Raw genomic sequence first — 20,402 nt, forward strand, 5'->3', positions numbered from 1 at the left:
TTTTATTCAAAGCACTTTTATTTTTAAGTAAGACGATATTTTGTTTAAGGCGTTACAATAATATTAATTATTCATTTAATAACAATATTTCTTTTTTAAAAGCAGTTAAACAAACAAATGGTTAAAAATCAAAATATTACGCAAAAAGCCTTGATATATTTACCGTAAAAACAATACGGGATATGTTTTTTACGTAAACTTTTTAACATATTTTAAGAATTTAATGTGAAAAGTTTAGTAGGTAAAATTATAATAAAATGCTCCACAATCAGTTTTAGGTAGCATATAAAAGATTAATTAAATAACCATGAAAAAAGTATTCACACTAATCGCATTATCTGGAGCCTTGATGACTACCTCTTGTGTATCAAAGAAGAAGTATTTGGCTCTTGAGCAAGATCTAAACAATACGCGTAGTACATTACAGAAGACTACCGTAGAGAAAGAAGAGCTTGAGTCTAAATTTGCAAAAATTGAAGCAAGAGTTGCTGATTATAACGCAAAGATTAACTCTTTAAGAGACTCTAATAATGAAAAAATGGTGATGGTGGATGACCTAGCTGTAATCTCTAACAACACCAAAAAGAAAATGAATGAAACCCTTGCTCAGGTTAGTCCTGAAAAATTACAAGGTGCTAGAACATTACAAGACTCAATGAATCTTGCAGTTTCTCATAATTTGAAGAGTTCATTAGATGACAGCTTAAAAGAAGATGAAGACATTTCTATCGATATTGATCAAACGGTAGTAATGATCTCTATTTCGGACAAGATGTTATTTAATAGTGGAAGCTACAGAGTAAGTAATAAGGCAAATGATATCCTTGAAAAACTTGCTCAAGTAATTAACTCAGAGCCAAGTCTTGATGTAATGATTGAGGGACACACAGATCCTAGAACTATCAGTACTCCTGCATTAGAAGATAACTGGGATTTAAGTGTTAAAAGAGCAACTTCTATTACTAGATTATTACAAAATAAGTATAATGTAGATCCTGCTAAATTAATCGCTTCTGGAAGAAGCAGTTACCAGCCATTAGTTGAAAATGACACGGAAGAAAATATGGCAATCAACAGACGTACAAGAATTGTATTATTACCAAATCTTGACAAATTCTTTGCAATGTTATCTTCTAACTAAGAAGAAAGAATTTATAATATCAAAAAAGGCCGCCATTAGGTGGTCTTTTTTTTGTTTACAATTGGTTTGTTAGATTCAAATATCAGCACTATGAATCAATACAAAACGTAAATATTGTAATACCATTTTGTCTTTAATTAAACCCACATAAGCTATCTATCCTTGGATTTGAACTAATTATAAAGTATTTACTTTAAATTACCGCACAAATCAATAGCTATGTTTAGTTATTTAATAGTGTTTAAACGTATATAAAAACACAGAAGATAACATCATAAATAAACAAAAGAGCCATCTCAACAATGAGATGGCTCTTAGTCTGTATAAGGTATATCTTTATTTAATTATTTCACTTTTGCTTATTTCTTAGTACAAGAACTCTAATGCTACAACATCAAAATTAGAGAACTCTCCTTGTGTACTGTTATCATAACAAGAAATCATGATAGAACCGGAATCCAATCCAGCAGCACCCCATCTGTTTTCTGTTGGTGTACCAGGAATGTGAATTGCTCCAAAACCGCTTGGTGGATTTTCCTCGTTATTATTTCCACATCTTCTTCTCGCATAATCTGTATGTCTTAAACCTACAGCATGACCTATTTCATGGGTGATTACGTGCTCATTGATGTTATTATTACTATTTGCTAACCCTCCATCAATTCTAATTAATTGACCAGGTCTTCCACCACTTGGAAAATCGGCACGACCACCAACTCCGGTTCCTCCTTGATTGAATACAATCATATCAGCACCATTTGTATTAGATCCAAATGTTAATCTAAAATTTAGATTTGTGTTTAATCTATTAAAGTTATTTACAGCCCACTGTAATCCAGTACGCATATTTGTTGTTAAAGCACAACAAGACCCTGTAAATCCTAAAATATCTATAGTAGTATTTGCACCACTGATCAAATTAGTTGTTCTATACTGTTTAGTGCTGTTTTCACCTTCTAACATAGCGTAGTCACCATTTAAAAGTTTTTTACGCTCTAGAGCAATATCGCCAGAAATAACATACATGGTGGCATTACCATCTAAATCTGTCATCATTTCTTTTACAGCACCATTAGGATTTACAGCTGCCTTGGTTAAAGCTTCTATTTCTTCAATTGATAAGTCTGATGCTAAATCAGGTTGAGCTTCATTAACATCATTTTTCTGACAAGAGATTACTAATCCTGCCACTACAGCGCTAAGCGCTAATAATTTGATTTTTTTCATTTCTAAGTTGAGTTTGTTTTACTACTAATAAAAGAATGTAGTTAGCATTCACATAGTAGCAAAATGTTTATAAAAGATACACCTTATGCAGACAGCAAAAGATATTGTGTTTATTTAAATTAATAATTTTCGAAAAGGATAAGGATTTTAAAAAATCTAAAACATAGAAATTTTTAATAGTATAGAATAGTATAAAAATATCTAAAAGCGTATGGTTAAATAAAAACCTTAGAAAGTCCTATTGATGAAGTATATCAAAATAAGTCCTATATTTTTTTCTGAAGGATTTGGTGGGCAAAAGATTGACCAAACCAAGTGGTTTAATTTTATTCGTCTTCATTTTAAGTAGTTGAGTTTGTATAATATATTAAGAACCATAGTTACTTAGTTCTACACTAATTTTTTTCCGAGGAAAATTTCACTATTAATGCGACGGCAAGATATATGTTTTTTTTAAAGAAAAAAGTTAAATACTAAATATTTTTTTAAAAATACGGCAAAACCGTAAATAAAATTCAACAAAAAGACGATAACTATTAAAAAAATGGGAAAAACATAAAATACATTATAGAGGTAGTTTTTTACCAAAATAAAACCTTTCCACTATTATAAAATACGGATAACATTATTCTATATAAGTATTTACACTAGTAGTAAGTTTACATGAGCTATGAAGCATTTTCTTGAATTTTAATGCTAAATGTTCATCATTGAATTTCATCGCCTCACTTATACTATTAGACAAAACCAATTCTCCAATTAGATACTCTACAAAATAAGTTTGATCATCGGTAAGCAATACATATTCGGTCATAAACTATTTATTTCTTAATAATAATTACCCTGCCAATAATTAACGAGTAATATATCATAATTCTAATTGTTCAAATTTACTTTTTAACAAGCCTACTTTTCACTACTGTTTTATGATGTTATCAAATTCTTATTCACAATCATATATATTTCAATTATAAAGGAAGTTTTAAGTTTAAAAATTCATGTTTTTTTCGTAACTTATTGATGGTCAAACATTAAATCATTCCATCATGAAACTCTTCCTTTTAATTACCTGTAGCTTATTCTCAATTAACACCTTCGATAATCATAATTTTAGTAGCACTATGGACTTATATAACCTTGAAGGTGTGTGGGACTTAAAACATCAGTTTTTATATGATCATAATGAAATTTCGGACACTATCTATAATATCAATGGTTATCGCCAAGTAAAAATGTATAGCAAGGGAAAAGTGATGTGGACACGTTTCGATCCGTCAGATAACAATGAATGGTTCGGTTATGGCACATATACCATAAAAGGAACCATTTTAGAAGAGCGATTAGAATATGCTTCTGGTCCAATGATGAAAATTGTAGACACTACCCAAGTATTTAAATTTGAACTAGTCATGAATAAAAATTCTTATCAGCAAATTGCAATCGATGAAAACGGACAGTATTCAAGATCAGAAAATTATATAAAAGTGGAATAAACTTCATATTTTGTTAGATTTTAAAATTATCAAAGGGATTTTAACCCGTAAATATGGGTTCTAATCCCCTTTTTTTATGAACCGTTTCGTTATACTTTTGTTTCAAGTTAAAAGTAATAACACACTATAATTTATCCCAGTTACAATCTTACTCTTTTTCAGGTCTGAGAAATGGTAATAAGCTTCCCCATTAGAATCCCTATTTAGATAAAAATTAACTAATCAAACTAAATACATTTCTATGAAAGCACTTAGATTTTCAACATTACTAGCCATTTTTATTTTTACCTTTTATTCCTGCAAGAAAAAGGAGATTTCCGAAGAAACACAAGAATTTATTCAAGAACCAACAAAAGAGCAGCTCGATAAATTATTTAATATGGGTATCAATATAGATAATGTCTCTATTGAAGAAATCACTACTCCAGATAAAAAAACAAATACATATTTTATCTCAGGTGATATTATGGTACCTGTATCCGATTTAGATTCTTATGCAGCGTTAGAACCTTTAGAAAATGGAAATAAGCAATATCGTGATATCAATATTGTATCTCCAGCTAATAGAAACATCAATATTCTTGGGTTTACAGGAGGAAGTGCCGGTCTTACATCAAGAATGCAAACAGCTTTACGATGGGCAGTTAACAATTATAATGCATTACCAAATAGTCTTAATTTCAATCTTACGTTTGGCGCAAATATTGGAGCAGCCGACATCGTAGTATTCCAAGTTAATAACCCAAATGGAGGCGGAAGTGCTGGATTTCCTGATTTATTAGGTAAACCTTATCCTTGGGTTAGAATTAACTCTGGAACCCAGGCTTTTAGTACTAATGTTAATGAACATGTAATCACCCATGAAATTGGACATTGTCTCGGTTTAAGACATCAGGATTGGATTAACCGACAAAGCTGTGGAAACACTGGAGGCATACAAGTAGAACCACCAGCGATTTGGATACCTGGAACACCAACTTCTCCAGATGCAGATTCGATTATGTTGGCTTGCTTTGGTAGTGATGAAGATGGAGAATTTACGGATACAGATAGAACAGCATTGAATATACTTTATTAACCATATCACATATCTTAAAACCTTTTAAAGCCATATAATTTTTTATATGGCTTTTGTATTCATTAAACCTTTTTCTTTTGAACTAGTCTTATTAGCGAACATAAAATTTAATACTATGAAAACTATAAGAACTCTAAAAATAGCATTACCATTATTAGTCGTAATCTTTTTAATAGGAAGTAGTTTTACCATTGCACCTTTAAAATGGGAACATTTGGGAACCAGAACGGTGAATTACAAATTAGATAGAGATGTTATTAAAGTAACAGCAAAAGATGGAAGATTTAAAAAACTAAAACTAAAGGTAACTAATGGTTCTCTAAATATGCACAGAGTGGTTGTTCAATACGGAAATGGTGAAAAACAAGTAATCGCTATCAAAAAGAATTTTGCTAAAGGCGGAACAACTAGACTTATCGATTTAAAAGGAAATAAAAGAATTATAAGAGATATTACATTCTTTTATGATACAAAAAATTTATCTAGGAAACGTGCTAAAGTACATGTTTTTGGCAAGCACTAGTGGTAAATATTTGATATAAAAATGTTGAAGTATTTTATAGTTTATAGAATACTTCAACTTAATTTAATAAATAATACCCGCATTTTAAATATGCTCCTTCTTTAAAAGCAATTGGATGATCAACATCATGAAATGTTTTTTCCAATACCGTAAAACTTCTACCAGCATTGATAATATGTTCTTCACATATGCTAAAAAAAACATCTGATTGTACTCTAGAAGAGCAAGATGCTAACACTAAAATCCCTTTATTCACTACTAAACGTGCACCAAGTCTTGCTAACCTCGCGTAGCTATTTTTTGCTCCATCTATTTCACTTTCTCTTTTAGCAAATGAAGGAGGATCGATTACCACAATATCGAATCGTTGCTTATCATCGATTAATTGTTGTAAACCTTCAAAAGCATCTGCAACCATAATATTATGAGTTCCTGAATGCGTATTAAGCTGAGCATTCTCTTTTGCCATTTCCAAAGCATGCTTACTGATATCGAGGCTTGTAACCTCTTTTGCGCTTCCTGCTAATGCGTGAATAGAAAAACCTCCTGCATACGAAAAAACATCTAGTACAGTTTTATTATTTGCTAATTCCCCTACTCTTTTTCTATTATGTCTATGATCTAAGAAATACCCAGTCTTATGACCTTTGATAACATTCGCAGAAAACAATACACCATGCTCTCTAAAAATTACAACTTCATCTTTTAATGCTCCATAAATAACATCACCATCAGATACACCAAAGGTATTTCCAGTAGTTTGCAAAGATCTACTTAATCGTAAAACTACCGTATTACAATTAGAGACTTCTATTAAATGAGGAACGATCCAATTTAAATATGGAAACCAAATATGAGAATATAATTTTATTACTAATACTTCGTCATATACATCGGCGATAAAACCTGGCATTCTATCATTCTCTCCAAAAAGTAATCGATAACTATTGGTGTCCGTTTCTAATAAAGGTTTTCTTAGTTGATAAGCTTCCTGAATCCTCGTGGCAAACCAATCATTGTTTATCTGAGCTGCTTTTTTAAATTGAATTAATTTTATCCGAATTGGAGAATAAGGATCGTATAATCCTATAGCCAGTATCTTATTCTTTTTATTATCATAAATAATTGCTAAGTCCCCTGCATTGCCTTTGTTACTCTGTTTCGCAATACTGTTTTCAAAAATCCATGGATGCTCCTTTCTAACCATTTTTTCGGCAGAAGGTTTTAGTTTTATCGCTAGTCGTTGAATTGTGATATCTGGAATAAGATTCATATTCTGCAAGAATAATAATATTTTTTAGTTTATGAGAATTATTACAAATAAAAACGGGATTGTATGTGCAAGACAACCCCGTTTTAACCAAAACTTTTTAAAGTGTAACCTATATCGGAAAAGTCAGATTAGACATATGATAGGTGTGACATCTTACATTGAGATTTAAGAGTATTTCGCGTGTAATATATTTGTTGGTTAATTATAACACGAATGTTAATAAAAGTCTGGTTTCTTATTATAAAAGTAAAACAATTATATCATTTTCTATTGCGTCTTAACCTCAAAAAAAGTGGAAGAAAATAGTTGGAATTTTAACAAAAAAAGAAAGCGCCCATCCCAAGAAGTATCAGGATAAACGCCCAAAAAAAGTATTGTTCGAACTTGTAAATATCAAGTAAAGTAAATCTCGCTTTTTGATTGTTAATCGAATCGATTCTTATCTTTAAAAAGCATACATCCCAAGAAGTATCAGGATCTACCCTCTTTTAGTATTCAATTCAACTTTTGTTTATCTAGTAATAGATCTTTTTGATTTCTCTACTGTTTACATCTATATGACGCACATGATGTAATATTGTTACACTTTATTTTATTTTTTTTTGAATAAAAACAACAAAACCTATCAAATCCCAGTAAAATCAACAGGTTTCAGGTCAAAAAAAAAAATCATTTTTCTTAGATAGAAAAATGATTTTTATAAATTTAAATGCTTTTTATTGTTCTGAATTATAGCTTTTTAGCATTCTTTACTTTAGTTTTTGTCAAAGCTAATTCCAAAACTTCACTCATTTCTTTTACATAATGAAATTTTAATCCTTTTAGATATTCTTGCTTTATTTCATCAATATCTCTCTTATTATCTTCGCAAAGCAGAATTTCTTTTATATGAGCTCTTTTTGCTGCAAGTATCTTTTCTTTAATACCTCCTACTGGTAACACTTTTCCTCTTAATGTTATTTCTCCAGTCATTGCAATACTCTTCTTTACTTTTCTTTGAGTAAATAAAGAGACTAATGAAGTAAGCATTGTAATTCCAGCACTAGGTCCATCTTTTGGTGTTGCTCCTTCTGGAACATGAATATGCACATTATAGTTACTAAATATTTCCTGATTAATTCCAAGAACATCTGCATTGGCCTTAATATATTCCATGGCTATGGTAGCAGATTCCTTCATCACTTTACCAAGATTACCTGTAATGGTAAGACTTCCTTTTCCTTTTGATAAGATGGATTCGATAAATAAAATATCGCCACCAACACTGGTCCAAGCCAATCCAGTAACTACTCCTGCTACCTCATTGCTTTCATATTTATCGCGTTCTAATCGAGGAATTCCAAGAACTTCTACCACATCATCATTACTCACCTTTACATTATAGGATTCTTCCATAGCAATATTCTTGGCAGCATAACGAACCATTTTTGCTATCTGTTTTTCTAATCCTCTAACTCCTGATTCTCTAGTATATCCTTCGACAATTTTCTCTAATTGAGCCTTTCCTATTTTAAGATGAGATTTATCCAACCCATGCTCTACCAATTGCTTTGGAAGTAAGTGTTGTTTTGCAATTTCTACTTTTTCCTCTATTGTATAACCTGTAACATTTATAATTTCCATACGATCACGCAAGGCAGGCTGAATTGTATTTAAACTATTAGAGGTAGCAATGAACATAACTTTAGAAAGATCGAATCCCATTTCTAAAAAGTTATCATGAAACTCCGAATTTTGCTCAGGATCTAATACTTCTAACAAAGCTGATGAAGGGTCCCCTTGATTTCCAACTGAAAGTTTATCTATTTCATCCAAAACAAACACTGGATTACTAGTCCCCGCTTTTTTAAGACTTTGGATAATTCTACCAGGCATTGCCCCAATATAGGTTTTTCTATGTCCTCTTATCTCTGCTTCATCTCGTAATCCACCAAGTGAAATACGCACATATTCTCTACCCAGTGCTTCAGCAACAGACTTCCCTAAAGAAGTTTTACCTACTCCAGGAGGACCATAAAGACATAATATAGGAGATTTCATATCATTACGAAGTTTTAGCACCGCTAAATATTCGATAATACGTTTCTTTACATCATCTAATCCATAATGATCTCTATCTAAAATCTTTTTTGCTCTTTTTAAATCGAACTGATCCTTACTAAATTCATTCCAAGGAAGATCCAAGAATAAATCCAAGTAATTACGTTGGATAGAATACTCGGCAACCTGAGGATTCATACGACGCATTTTGGATAATTCTTTATCAAAATGCTTCTGCACTTTCTCATCCCATTTCTTGTCCTTACTACGTGCTTGCATTTCCTCTATTTCATCCTCATGAGAAACCCCACCCAGTTCTTCCTGAATGGTTTTCATCTGCTGATGAAGAAAGTACTCTCTTTGTTGTTGGCTCATATCATGCTGAACCTTATTTTGAATATCGTTCCTAAGTTCTAACTTTTGGAACTCTAAATTCATGTATTTTAATGTAGCAAGGGCTCTATCCTTAATACTATCAATTTCCAGTATCTTTTGTTTTTCTTCTACTGGCAAGTTAAGATTCGAAGAAACAAAATTGATCAGAAAAGAATTACTCTCTATGTTTTTGATAGCAAAAGAAGCCTCAGAAGGAATATTAGGGCTTTCCTTAATAATCTCCAATGCTAAATCTTTAATTGAATCAATAATCGTATTAAACTCTTGATTTTCTTTAGCAGGTCTTATTTCTGGAACTTCGATTACCTTTGCCTTGATATAAGGATCTTCTTCAATAATCTGATCTATCTTAAATCTCTTTTTCCCCTGTAAAATAACTGTAGTATTCCCATCAGGCATTTTAAGCACTCTTAAGATTCTAGCTACTACTCCTATAGTATTAATATCTTTAGAACCTGGGTTTTCTACATCTTCTTCCTTTTGAGAAACGACCCCTATAGTTTTATTCCCGTTATTGGCTTCATTTAAAAGCTTAATAGATTTATCTCTACCAGCAGTAATCGGAATTACAACACCTGGAAACAAAACTGTATTTCTTAGAGGTAAAATAGAGAGTACCTCTGGTAAATCTTCTTTATCAATTTCCTCTTCATCCTCTGGTGTCATTAAAGGAATTAATTCAGCATCTTCATTGATCCCTTGAAATGACAAACTGTCAAGAGTTGTTAATTTGGATTTTGTCATAAGTATATATCAAAGTCATTTTGTCATTTGAACAAAATAACATTATTGTAAAAATTAATTTAATCTAACTTTAGAATCGGAAACACCTATAAAATAAGGATATTAACGATATTTCTACTTAACTAATTCAATTGTTATGCCATAAACTTGAAAAAAAATATTTCAAAACTGTAACAAAATACAACTAGCTGTATCTTTATACTAAAACAAATTATTTTTTTTGACACTAACCGAACTAAATACAGAGCAGCTCATAGAAAGATGCCGCAAGCAAGATCAAGGAGCGCAGATGGAAATTTATAATCGCTATTACAAAGCAATGTACAACACTGCTTTTAGAATTATAAAAGATTCTGCAGAAGCCGAAGATGTTATGCAAGAAGCCTTTCTAACAGCTTTTACAAAATTATCTATGTTAGAGGATAGTAAACTATTTGGTTCGTGGTTAAAAAAAATAGTAGTTAATTCCAGTCTTACAATATCTCGTAAGCGTACTACCTATGGTGAGGTCCCTTTAGAAGCCGTATCGTATGCCCTTACAGATGAAACAGAAGGGGTTGTAAGAGAAGATTTAACTAGTGTAAAAGCAAATGCAGTATTACAAACGCTAAAAGAATTAAAGGAAAGCTATAGTACAGCATTGTCATTACACTTAATTGAAGGGTATGATTACGAGGAAATTTGCGAAATATTGAATATATCTTATTCTAACTGTCGCACCCTAATTTCTCGAGCAAAAGAAAGTCTACGTAAAAAATTAGTAGTTGCATGAAAACCGAAGATGAAATAGACAAATTATTTGAACGCATGGAAAATCAACTTGATGTATTTGAACCATCAGCTGATCATAAACTTCGCTTCTTAGAAAAATTGCAAGCACAAAATCAAGTAATTGCTTTACAACCTAAGAAACGAAATTGGATAAAACCATTAGCGATTGCTGCATCAATAGCAGTATTAATAGGTATGATTTCGATCGCTCCTATTTTTCAGACCAATGAAAAAGCTGAATTAGCTAGTGTTTCTCCTCAGATGGAAGAAACTCAGAATTTCTTTACCGTTGCTATTCAAAATCAACTAGAAGAAATAAGCAAAAATTCATCTGAAGAGACTAATGCACTTGTAGATGATGCTATGAAACAATTAGAAAAATTAGAGACTAGCTACGAAATTTTAAAAAAGGATTTAGTAGAAAGTAGCAATGACAAAAGAGTTATTAGTGCCATGATAAAGAATTTTCAACAACGCGCTTCTCTTCTAGAAAATGTATTAGAAAAAATTAACGATATCAACAAATTAAAATTATCTGAAAATGAAACCAACATACTATAAAATCTTATGCTTTTTGTTTCTTATTCCGACTTTGGTGTTAGCCAACAACGGAATGAAAGGAAAGTATACAAAAGAAAAATCTTTGAAAAAGGAATTTTCTGTAAACAGTAATGCTTTACTAAAAATTAGTAATGATTATGGAAATCTAGATATTACATCTTGGGACCAAAACAAAGTAGTAATGGAAATCACCATTAAAGTTAATGGGAATGATGAAGAAAAAGTGATCAAAAAATTGGAAAGTATTGATGTTGATTTTGAATCTAGTGCTTCATTAGTAGATGCTAAAACTACCTTTAATAAAGAAGGAAAATCCTGGTGGTCCAAGTTTTCTGATGGATGGAACGGAAGTAACATTAAAATGGAGATTAATTATAATGTAAAAGTACCCATAACTAACAATGTTCAATTAAGCAACGATTATGGTAGTATTACACTAGACAAAATTACTGGTAATGCAAAATTAAGCTGTGATTATGGACAAATTATTGTTGGCGAATTATTGGGTAATGAAAATTATATAAGCTTTGATTATACTCATAATAGCACAATAAAATATATGAAAGCTGGAAAAATTAGTGCTGATTACTCCGATTTTACCTTAGAAAATGGAGAAAACATCCTTCTTAATGCAGATTATACCAAATCCAGAATAAAAGCTATTAAAGAATTAAATTATAACTGTGATTATGGTAGTTTAAAAGTTGAAAACGTTGGTGTTTTCAAAGGAAACGGAGACTACTTAGATACAAATATTGGTAATGTTAGCACAAGCGTAAACATTAATTCTGATTATGGATCGATAGCCATTGATAATCTGGAAGCTACCACAAAAAATGTGACTATTCGAACAGATTATACAGGTGTTGGTATTGGGTATAATTCCAATCTAAACTTCGATTTTAGTATTAGAACTTCTTATGGCGGAATTAGCCTTGACGATGATATCAATATCATGAAAAAAAACAGAGAAAACACTGATAAAGATTATAGCGGTTATAATGGAGAGAAAAATAGTGGTAATACTATTGATATTTCTACCAGCTATGGCAGTGTTAAATTAAGAAAAAATTAATCATTCAAATATTCAATCAATTATGAGAACAGTAACAATCATTTTAAGTTTAGCCATTTGTAGTATCACAACAGTAAATGCACAATGGTGGGGAAATAGCAAGAAAATTGAAGGAGATGGTAATGTAATTACCAAGACGAGAAATCTATCTGAATATGATCAGGTAAAAGTAAAAGGTAGCCTCGATGTATCTTTAGTATCTGGTACTGAAGGAAGCATTAAAATTGAGGGTGAAAGCAATCTCATTCCTTACGTAGTAACCGAAATTGATGGTGATGCTTTAAAAATTTATGTAAAAAAAGGATATTATTTAAAGGTAAGCAGAAACAAAGAACTTATCATAACGGTACCCTTTAAAGATTTGAGCAAAGTAAGTCTTACTGGATCAGGCGATGTATATAGCGATGATGTTATTAAGGCATCTGACTTTAAAACCAGCGTTTCTGGTTCTGGAGATGTTCGATTAGCAGTAGAAGCAAATAATATCCAAAGTTCGGTTTCTGGAAGTGGAGACCTAGTACTAAAAGGTACAGCCGATAATCTAGAATGTACGGTAACAGGTTCTGGAGATCTAAAAGCATACGACTTAAAAGCTAAAGATGTAGTAGCATCAGTGACAGGATCTGGAGATATTAAAGTAACTTCTACATCTTATATAAAAGCAAGAGTTACAGGTTCAGGTGATATCGATTACCAAGGAAATCCTGAAAGAGAAGACAAAAAAGTATCTGGTTCTGGAGATATTACCAGACACTAAAAGAAGCATATTTCAATAATCCGAAAACTGCTTAAAGAAGTTTTACTTCTTAGGCAGTTTTTTTTACGTCTAATAATTTCTACTTTTGTAATTATCTTGATGTAAGTTAATAAGGGAACTAACATCAAATTAAAGTATACTACTTTAATAACCCCAAAACAAGAACGAACACGTTGCATTTTTTATCGAAAAAAGAAATTCCTCTTCATGATATCCTCCCAAAAGGGTATGTGGATATTCATTCCCATTTATTACCTGGTATAGATGATGGAGTACAAACAGTTTACCAATCTGCATACATCATTGAGCAATTCAAAAACCTAGGACTCACAAAAATTATTACTACTCCTCACATTATGAATGAAGTATGGCCAAATACTTCTAAAATTATACAGGAGAAACATAATGAAATGCAAAAAGCACTAGTTACTTTGGAGATCGACGTCAATTTAAAAGCAAGTGCCGAATATATGCTAGATGATTTATTTTTAAAGAGAATTCAAAATGAAGATATTCTTCCTTTGCATAAAAACTATATACTGGTCGAGATGTCCACTTTTAACCCTCCAATAAATCTAAATGAATTACTTTTTGAAATCAAATTAAAAGGGTACTCTCCTATTCTTGCTCATCCAGAAAGATATTCTTATTATCAGGATAGTCTTAATAAATATAGAGAATTGAAAGAGTCCGGTTTTTTATTTCAGCTAAATTTACTTTCGATTTCTGGATATTATGGCGAATTGGTCAAAAAAACGGCTTATAAAATGTTAAACGAAGATCTTTTTGACTTTGTTGGATCCGATGTACACAATTATCAGCAGTTTGAAACACTTGAAAAGGGCTTTTTACCAAAGTATATTGATAAAATTTCAAAACTTATGGAAAATAATATGATAGTTTTTAGTTAACCTTTAACTCCATATCCGTAGCCATAGCCATATCCAACCTTATCACCTGCGGCATTCAATAACACAGCCATATTTGGTAAACGTTTTTCTCTGTAGAAATTCTCAGGAACCTGAAGTATTCTTTTATCGGAATAATTTTCTCTTACTATATAAATACTTAAATCAGCAAAATGACCAATTAGCAAAGTATCGGTTACTAAACTTACTGGTGCCGTATCTACAACAATATAGTCATAATTGTTACCTAGATATTCAAACATTTCTTTCACCCTATCATTCATCAACAACTCTGCTGGGTTTGGTGGAATTACACCAGAAGGCACTACAAATAATGGGTCTTGCTCTCCTTGTTCGTAAATGACATCCTCAGGTTTTAATTCCAAATTCATAATGAAATTGGTAAATCCAGGCGTATCTTTCCCCTTAGGTAATTCAAAGAAATTATGAAACTTAGGATCTCTAAAATCCGTTCCTAAATACGCAATTTTCTTTCCAGATATTGCTAATGTTTTTGCAAGGTTAGATGAAACTAAAGTCTTTCCTTCTCCTGATATAGTAGAGGTAACAAAAATAACTTTTCCAGTTTCTTTATGATTACCTGCCATTAAGAAACCTAAATTCGTTCTTAGAATTCTAAATGCTTCGGCTACTGAAGATCTACTGTTTCTAGAAACAACAATTTTACTTTTCTTACTTTTTGTTTTAGGGATAGCTCCTAAAATTGGCATAGAAAGAGATCTTTCTAGGTCTTCTCGAGAATTTACTTTCGTATTAAATAAATCTAATAAATAGATCGTTAAAAATGGAAGCGCCAATCCAAGGAAAATGGCTCCAAAATAAATCATTTTCTTATTTGGAGATACTGGATAAGAACCAAGAGTTGAGGCTTTATCGATAACACGAGCATTCGATAATGTGATATGACTCGTAATTTCAGCTTCTTCTCTTTTTTGTAATAAGTACAGGTACAACTGTTCTTTAATTCCTTGCTCTCTTCCAATTGCAGTAAGTTCTTTCTGTCGAAGTGGAGCGTTATATAATTGTCCACTAAAATATTTATCCTGCGTTCTAAGACTATTTAAACTTATATTAATAGAGTTTTTAGCACCGTTTAAACTCGCTATTAATCCTTGTCTTAACGAATTAATTTGTTCTACAATATTAACAACCACAGGATTCTGTTCGCTAGAAGATTTTAGTAATCTTTTCCTCTGGCTTATTAATTGGTTATATCGCGCTACCGTAGAAGTAATGGAAGGATCCTCGAAACCTAATGTAGATGGTAGGATATCATATTTACCATCTTGGCTTAACACAAATCTTCTAGTAGACTCTATTTTTCTAAGCTGAGTTTCTAACCTATTTATCTCTTGAAGGTTTCTGGAATCTATATCTGCCACTCTTTGCGTTTGAGCAGATACATCGTTTGTTAATCCAAATTTAGACTTGTATCCAGCTGCTTCGTCATCTACCGCGGATAAATCACCAGAAATGAGCTCTAATCTTTCGTTAATAAAACCAGCAGTTCTAGCTGAGGTAATCTTCTTGTTCTCAATGGTAGATTTATTATATTCTTCTACCAAATTATTAATGATATCCTTAGCTTTTTCCTTAACTGGATCATTAAGAGACAGTTTAACAATAGATGACCCTTTACCAATAGTAATTATAGCTAATTTATTTCTATATTTTTGGGCTACAATATTTACTGGAGTGACCTTAATATGGATAATCTTTCCTTTATTAGTTTGAATATCCTCGATACTAGGTGTTATAACAATGTCGCCAATACTTGTGTTGATAGTTTTTCCAAAAGAATGATCACTTAATTTCTGCCCTTCTTTATCAACAAAAGAAAAGTCAGTTTCAGAATTAATAAGAACTCTGAAATCCATAGCCTTGGTATGCACTATGGAATCAGCAGAAAGAAAATTAATCTCTACTACTGATTTAGGATAGTTTTCTGTTTCTAATACTCTTCCTTTGGTAAAGTATTGCACATTAAGTTTCAGATTATTCACTACGTTAGTTAGTAGCGTTCTTGATTTCATAATCTGAATCTCATTTTCTATTTTATTTTGAGAATCATCTAATAGTCCCAAATCTTTAAAAGCTGCTAATTCTGATTCGCTAACACTTTCCTCTTGAGATATTAGTATAGTTCCCGAGACATTGTATTCAGGAATTGTATAGCGTACATGAAGATAAGCTAGTGTTCCAAAAATGATTACACTAAGTAAAAACCAATACCATTTTTTTACATATTTTAGGATTTCATCTCTAAAATTGAAACTAGACTTTGGTGCAGTGTTATTAACAAACGTATCGTTGTTTTCCGTATTATTATTTGTAATCATACCAACTATCTTAAGATAAGTGCTAAAGCCGCTAGACCAACACTTATAACACTTAACACAACTCCAATGGTTTTATCATTACCTTTAGAGTTTTTCACTCTTGCCTCATTTGGCTCTACATATAATACATCATTTTGGGCTAAGTAATATACTGGAGAATCAAAAATGGACTTAGAAGTAAGATCCACTCGATGATAGGTATTAACTCCATCATTCTCACGGATAACCATTACATTCCCTCTTTTTCCCATTATTGTTAAATCTCCAGCTAATCCAATAGCTTCAATAATAGTTATTCTTTCATTCGGAATGGTGAATGATCCAGGTTGCCCAACTTCACCAATTACTGTAATCTTAAAGTTTTTCAGTCTCACATTAACTATAGGATCTTTAATATAAACTTTAAGTTTTTCCTTCAACATATCCTTTATCTGAATACGTGTAAGACCAGATATTTTTAATTTTCCTAATACAGGAAAATCAATATTTCCTTCTTCATCAATTAAATAAGTTGGTTCGCTTGCCCCATTGGCAGAAGCACCGCCACTCTCTGCACCAGTCGCAGGTAAACTAGCTCCTTGCATTAAATTAAAAGGCCTTGCAGCATCCATATCCGTAGCAGAAACTGTAATACTCACTACATCATCCACTTTAAAAACTGGAGTGAACGAATTGGCTGATTTAATTTTTTCCAAATCTTTAGACTCTTGGAAATACACAACATCCGTTGGTGTTTTACAGGAAAATGTAAATACAGCTAATAATAATATAATAATAAGGTTATATGAACGCATATGTATAAGTTCTTTTCTTTAGGGCTTTTCAATATCAAACAAAAATAGAATAATATTCTTGTTTATAATAACAATTTTAAAAGAAGACTAAACTAAAACTTTAGGGTTTTTATTGTTAGTCTCTTGATTTTTTACATCAATACTTTCAAAGGCAGAATTCTTAGAAATAAACTCTGGAACTATTTCCTTAAGTTTTCCTACAATTTTATGGTCTTGATTAAATAAATTCATGATGCATAGGTCATCTATTTTATCCATAATAAGTGGACAATCTTCATCATCATGCTTACTTATCATAATTTTCTTATGATACGTAGGTAATGTGTTCTCCGTATCAGCCAATAGCTCTTCATATAGCTTTTCTCCAGGTCTTAATCCTGTGATTTCAATATCTATATCATTAGGATAATTTAAACCGGATAGTCTGATCATCTTTTTAGCTAAATCAAATATTTTCACGGACTCTCCCATATCAAATATAAAAATCTCACCTCCATTACCCATAGTTCCGGCTTCAATTACCAATTGAGAAGCCTCAGGTATCGTCATAAAGAATCTCGTTACATCTTTATGAGTAACTGTAAGTGGTCCTCCTTTATCTATTTGTTTTTTAAATAAAGGTATAACAGAACCATTAGATCCAAGAACATTTCCGAATCTAGTAGTGATGAACTTAGTCTTGCTTGTTTTATGAAGACACTTGATATACATCTCGGCTACTCTTTTTGTAGCTCCCATCACATTGGTAGGATTAACCGCTTTATCAGTAGATACGAAAACGAATTTATCTACTCCAAATTCCGAAGATAAATCAGCCAACTTTCTTGTTCCTAAAACATTAATTTTAATAGCCTCGCATGGGTTATTTTCCATTAGAGGAACATGTTTATACGCCGCAGCATGAAAAACCATATTAGGCTTAAATCTCTCGAATATAGTTTGTATACGCTGATGATCTCTTATATCAGCAACTATTGGTGTAAAATTAACAACACCTTTACTAAGTAATTCTTGTTGCAGATCATATAAAGGAGATTCTGCTTGATCCACTAAAACCAAATGCTTATAACTATAAAATGAAGCTTGTCTTACGATTTCACTACCGATAGATCCAGCGGCACCAGTAATCATAATTACCTTCTCGTGTAATTCTTTCTTGATGTTCTGATTTTCTAAAGCAATTGGAGCTCTATCTAATAAGTCTTCAATCTGAATCTGTTTAATTTGAGAAACATTTAATTTCCCGTCTATCCAATCATTAATAGCAGGAATTATCTTAACCTTTACAGATAACTTCAATAAATTATCTGAAATTTGAGAAAGACGTTGTTTATCGATATGCGGAATCGAAACAATAATCTCGGTGATGTTATTTTTTGTAATATATGTTTGATCAATTGACTGAGATCTATAAACCTTAATACCGTTTATTGTTTTTCCTATTTTTTGTGGATTATCATCAATGAATCCAACAACGGTTACTGATTTATGAGAATCATTTGTAATAGCTGCTAAAGTTATTAAACCAGAATCTCCTGCACCATAAATCATAACTCTAGAAGAGTCTCCCAGTTTAGATTTTATATATAAATAACAGTATTTAAAGATCAAACGACTAGTAGTGAGTGTAATGATATTCAATAAATAATGTACACATATTATTGAAACTGGAATATTTAGTAATTCAGGAATTAATGACAATCTACTCGATACCATTAATGCTCCACTTAGGGCTATCAGAACAGTTACTGCTAAAAACAAATTATAAGCATCTCTCATTCCTGTATGCCTAACTACTCCTTTATACGAACCTATTAATAAGAAGCTAATGGCCGCTAACGCGGTCATAACCGGTATCTGATATACAAAATTGGTAAGGTCGAAATCAAAAGTAATACCGAATCTAACTACATATGCTAAAAAGAAATTAAAAATAGTAATAGCAATATCAATAGACAACACAAGCCATTTAGAAGCATGCTTATGTGAATTATTAATTATGTAATCCTTTATCATCTCAACTCGTTTTTAATTACCGATACAATTCTAAATAAATCTTCTTCTTCAAGATTGGACCCGCTAGGTAAGCAAAGTCCACGATCAAATAGGTCATTAGAAATTCCATTGAGGTACGCATCACAATCCTTAAATACAGGTTGAAGATGCATGGGTTTCCATAGTGGTCTTGATTCTATGTTTTCTTTAGCTAATGCTAATCGTAATTTTTCTCTTAATTCAAAAGAGGTTGTTTCTATGCACGTTAACCATCTATTTGAATAAGAACCTTCAGGTTCTTGCAAAAACTTTATATCTGTAGAATCACTTAAATGTTTACAATAATATTCAAAATTATTACGTCTATAACCAACGTGTTTATTCAATACTTCCATCTGTCCGCGACCTATACCCGCTATGATATTACTCATTCGGTAGTTGTACCCGATTTCGCTATGCTGGTAATGTGGTGCATTATCTCTAGCTTGTGTAGATAGAAAAATTGCTTTTCTTTTAAGCTCTTCATCTTTTGCTACTAAGGCTCCACCGCCAGAGGTAGTAATAATTTTGTTTCCATTAAAAGATAATATAGCAATATCCCCAAAAGTTCCGCACTTAACTCCATGATAAGAACTTCCAAGAGACTCTGCACTATCTTCTAAAACTGGAATTTGATATTCGGTAGCTATTCTATGGATTGCTTCAGCATTATACGGCATTCCATATAAATGCACAGCGATAATAGCTTTTGGCTTTTTACCTTTAGCGATTCTATCTTTAATCGCTAATTCTAATTGTTCAGGACAGATATTCCAAGTTTCTTTCTCACTATCAACAAATATAGGTTTAGCTCCAAGATACATTATAGGATTAGCAGAAGCTGCAAATGTCATACTTTGACACAACACTTCATCTCCTTGTGTTACTCCTAACAATATTAAACCTAAATGTAACGCTGCTGTACCAGAAGCCAGTGCCGCAACATGGCTATCGTTTTCTAGATAGTTTTCTATATCATTTTCAAAACCATCAACGTTTGGTCCTAACGGTGCAACCCAATTTGTATCAAAAGCTTGCTTAACAAAACTTTGCTCTGTTCCCCCCATATGTGGTGAAGAAAGCCATATCTTTTTGGATTCTACTGCATTCATAATTTTTCCCCATTAATTATTGAACAATAATTTATCCTCAACAATTGCTCCAAAAGTGGAACAAATGCTAGATTCTTTTTCATGACAATCTAATAAAATGTAAGGAAGAAGGGGG

17 protein-coding genes are annotated in these 20,402 nt (G+C 31.7%); 9 read left to right on the forward strand and 8 right to left on the reverse strand.

What is annotated here, in order from left to right; all coding sequences use genetic code 11:
* Positions 1 to 307 precede the first annotated feature (307 nt).
* The gene (locus ACWNT5_RS16195; protein WP_456517921.1) at positions 308 to 1,141 is read left to right on the forward strand and encodes an OmpA/MotB family protein; all 834 of its coding nucleotides are present in this window, start codon (positions 308 to 310) and stop codon (positions 1,139 to 1,141) included.
* 366 nt (positions 1,142 to 1,507) lie between these two features.
* Here the strand turns inward: ACWNT5_RS16195 and ACWNT5_RS16200 are convergent, their stop codons facing one another.
* Together ACWNT5_RS16200 and ACWNT5_RS16205 are read right to left on the reverse strand one after the other, a co-directional pair.
* Entirely contained in the window at positions 1,508 to 2,368 is an 861-nt protein-coding gene (locus ACWNT5_RS16200) for a M57 family metalloprotease (RefSeq protein ID WP_299601666.1), read from the reverse strand.
* A gap of 625 nt (positions 2,369 to 2,993) precedes the next feature.
* Entirely contained in the window at positions 2,994 to 3,182 is a 189-nt protein-coding gene (locus ACWNT5_RS16205; RefSeq protein WP_299601668.1) for a hypothetical protein, read from the reverse strand.
* A 232-nt stretch (positions 3,183 to 3,414) separates the two neighbouring features.
* Here ACWNT5_RS16205 and ACWNT5_RS16210 point away from each other — a divergent pair, with 232 nt between their 5' ends.
* The 3 genes from ACWNT5_RS16210 (at position 3,415) to ACWNT5_RS16220 (ending at position 5,462) form a co-directional block, all read left to right on the forward strand.
* Positions 3,415 to 3,861, forward strand: a complete 447-nt coding sequence (locus tag ACWNT5_RS16210; protein WP_299601670.1) for a hypothetical protein — start codon at positions 3,415 to 3,417, stop codon at positions 3,859 to 3,861.
* Between the two features lie 241 nt (positions 3,862 to 4,102).
* Positions 4,103 to 4,939, forward strand: a complete 837-nt coding sequence (locus ACWNT5_RS16215) for a M57 family metalloprotease (protein ID WP_299601673.1) — start codon at positions 4,103 to 4,105, stop codon at positions 4,937 to 4,939.
* 115 nt (positions 4,940 to 5,054) lie between these two features.
* Positions 5,055 to 5,462, forward strand: coding sequence for a DUF2541 family protein (locus ACWNT5_RS16220; protein ID WP_456517922.1), 408 nt, complete (start codon positions 5,055 to 5,057; stop codon positions 5,460 to 5,462).
* Between the two features lie 58 nt (positions 5,463 to 5,520).
* Here ACWNT5_RS16220 and ACWNT5_RS16225 read toward each other — a convergent pair whose 3' ends face one another.
* Positions 5,521 to 6,735 (reverse strand): class I SAM-dependent rRNA methyltransferase, encoded by a 1,215-nt coding sequence (locus ACWNT5_RS16225; RefSeq protein ID WP_456517923.1) that lies wholly within the window; start codon positions 6,733 to 6,735, stop codon positions 5,521 to 5,523.
* Between the two features lie 729 nt (positions 6,736 to 7,464).
* On the reverse strand, positions 7,465 to 9,915 hold the full coding sequence (lon, locus tag ACWNT5_RS16230) for an endopeptidase La (protein ID WP_299896414.1): 2,451 nt from the start codon (positions 9,913 to 9,915) through the stop codon (positions 7,465 to 7,467).
* A 220-nt stretch (positions 9,916 to 10,135) separates the two neighbouring features.
* On the opposite strand from lon, the gene ACWNT5_RS16235 reads away from it, so the two are divergent.
* From ACWNT5_RS16235 to ACWNT5_RS16255, 5 genes are all read left to right on the forward strand, one after another.
* On the forward strand, positions 10,136 to 10,687 hold the full coding sequence (locus tag ACWNT5_RS16235) for an RNA polymerase sigma factor (RefSeq protein ID WP_299601684.1): 552 nt from the start codon (positions 10,136 to 10,138) through the stop codon (positions 10,685 to 10,687).
* Complete coding sequence (locus tag ACWNT5_RS16240; protein ID WP_299896408.1) at positions 10,684 to 11,247, forward strand: hypothetical protein; 564 nt, start codon at positions 10,684 to 10,686, stop codon at positions 11,245 to 11,247. Before ACWNT5_RS16235 ends, ACWNT5_RS16240 begins: the two co-directional genes overlap by 4 nt.
* Entirely contained in the window at positions 11,228 to 12,322 is a 1,095-nt protein-coding gene (locus ACWNT5_RS16245; RefSeq protein ID WP_456517924.1) for a DUF4097 family beta strand repeat-containing protein, read from the forward strand. The genes ACWNT5_RS16240 and ACWNT5_RS16245 overlap by 20 nt, the downstream gene beginning before the upstream one ends.
* A 22-nt stretch (positions 12,323 to 12,344) precedes the next feature.
* Positions 12,345 to 13,079 carry a head GIN domain-containing protein gene (locus ACWNT5_RS16250; RefSeq protein ID WP_456517925.1) on the forward strand — a complete coding sequence of 245 codons (735 nt, stop codon included), beginning with the start codon at positions 12,345 to 12,347 and terminating at the stop codon, positions 13,077 to 13,079.
* A gap of 173 nt (positions 13,080 to 13,252) precedes the next feature.
* A complete protein-coding gene (locus ACWNT5_RS16255; RefSeq protein ID WP_299601694.1) occupies positions 13,253 to 13,990 on the forward strand; it encodes a tyrosine-protein phosphatase in 738 nt (245 codons plus the stop codon).
* Here the strand turns inward: ACWNT5_RS16255 and ACWNT5_RS16260 are convergent.
* The 4 genes from ACWNT5_RS16260 to ACWNT5_RS16275 all read right to left on the reverse strand — a co-directional run bounded on the left by ACWNT5_RS16260 (position 13,987) and on the right by ACWNT5_RS16275 (position 20,287).
* Positions 13,987 to 16,347, reverse strand: a complete 2,361-nt coding sequence (locus ACWNT5_RS16260; RefSeq protein ID WP_456517926.1) for a GumC family protein — start codon at positions 16,345 to 16,347, stop codon at positions 13,987 to 13,989. The two genes, ACWNT5_RS16255 and ACWNT5_RS16260, sit on opposite strands and share 4 nt — an antisense overlap.
* Before the next feature lie 5 nt (positions 16,348 to 16,352).
* Positions 16,353 to 17,141, reverse strand: a complete 789-nt coding sequence (locus ACWNT5_RS16265) for a polysaccharide biosynthesis/export family protein (RefSeq protein WP_456517927.1) — start codon at positions 17,139 to 17,141, stop codon at positions 16,353 to 16,355.
* An 87-nt stretch (positions 17,142 to 17,228) separates the two neighbouring features.
* The gene (locus ACWNT5_RS16270) at positions 17,229 to 19,157 is read right to left on the reverse strand and encodes a polysaccharide biosynthesis protein (RefSeq protein WP_299601703.1); all 1,929 of its coding nucleotides are present in this window, start codon (positions 19,155 to 19,157) and stop codon (positions 17,229 to 17,231) included.
* Positions 19,154 to 20,287: a DegT/DnrJ/EryC1/StrS family aminotransferase gene (locus ACWNT5_RS16275; RefSeq protein WP_456517928.1), complete on the reverse strand. Its 1,134-nt coding sequence runs from the start codon at positions 20,285 to 20,287 to the stop codon at positions 19,154 to 19,156. The genes ACWNT5_RS16270 and ACWNT5_RS16275 overlap by 4 nt, the downstream gene beginning before the upstream one ends.
* Between the last annotated feature and the right edge of the window lie 115 nt (positions 20,288 to 20,402).

Source organism: Aquimarina sp. 433 (assembly GCF_054054605.1).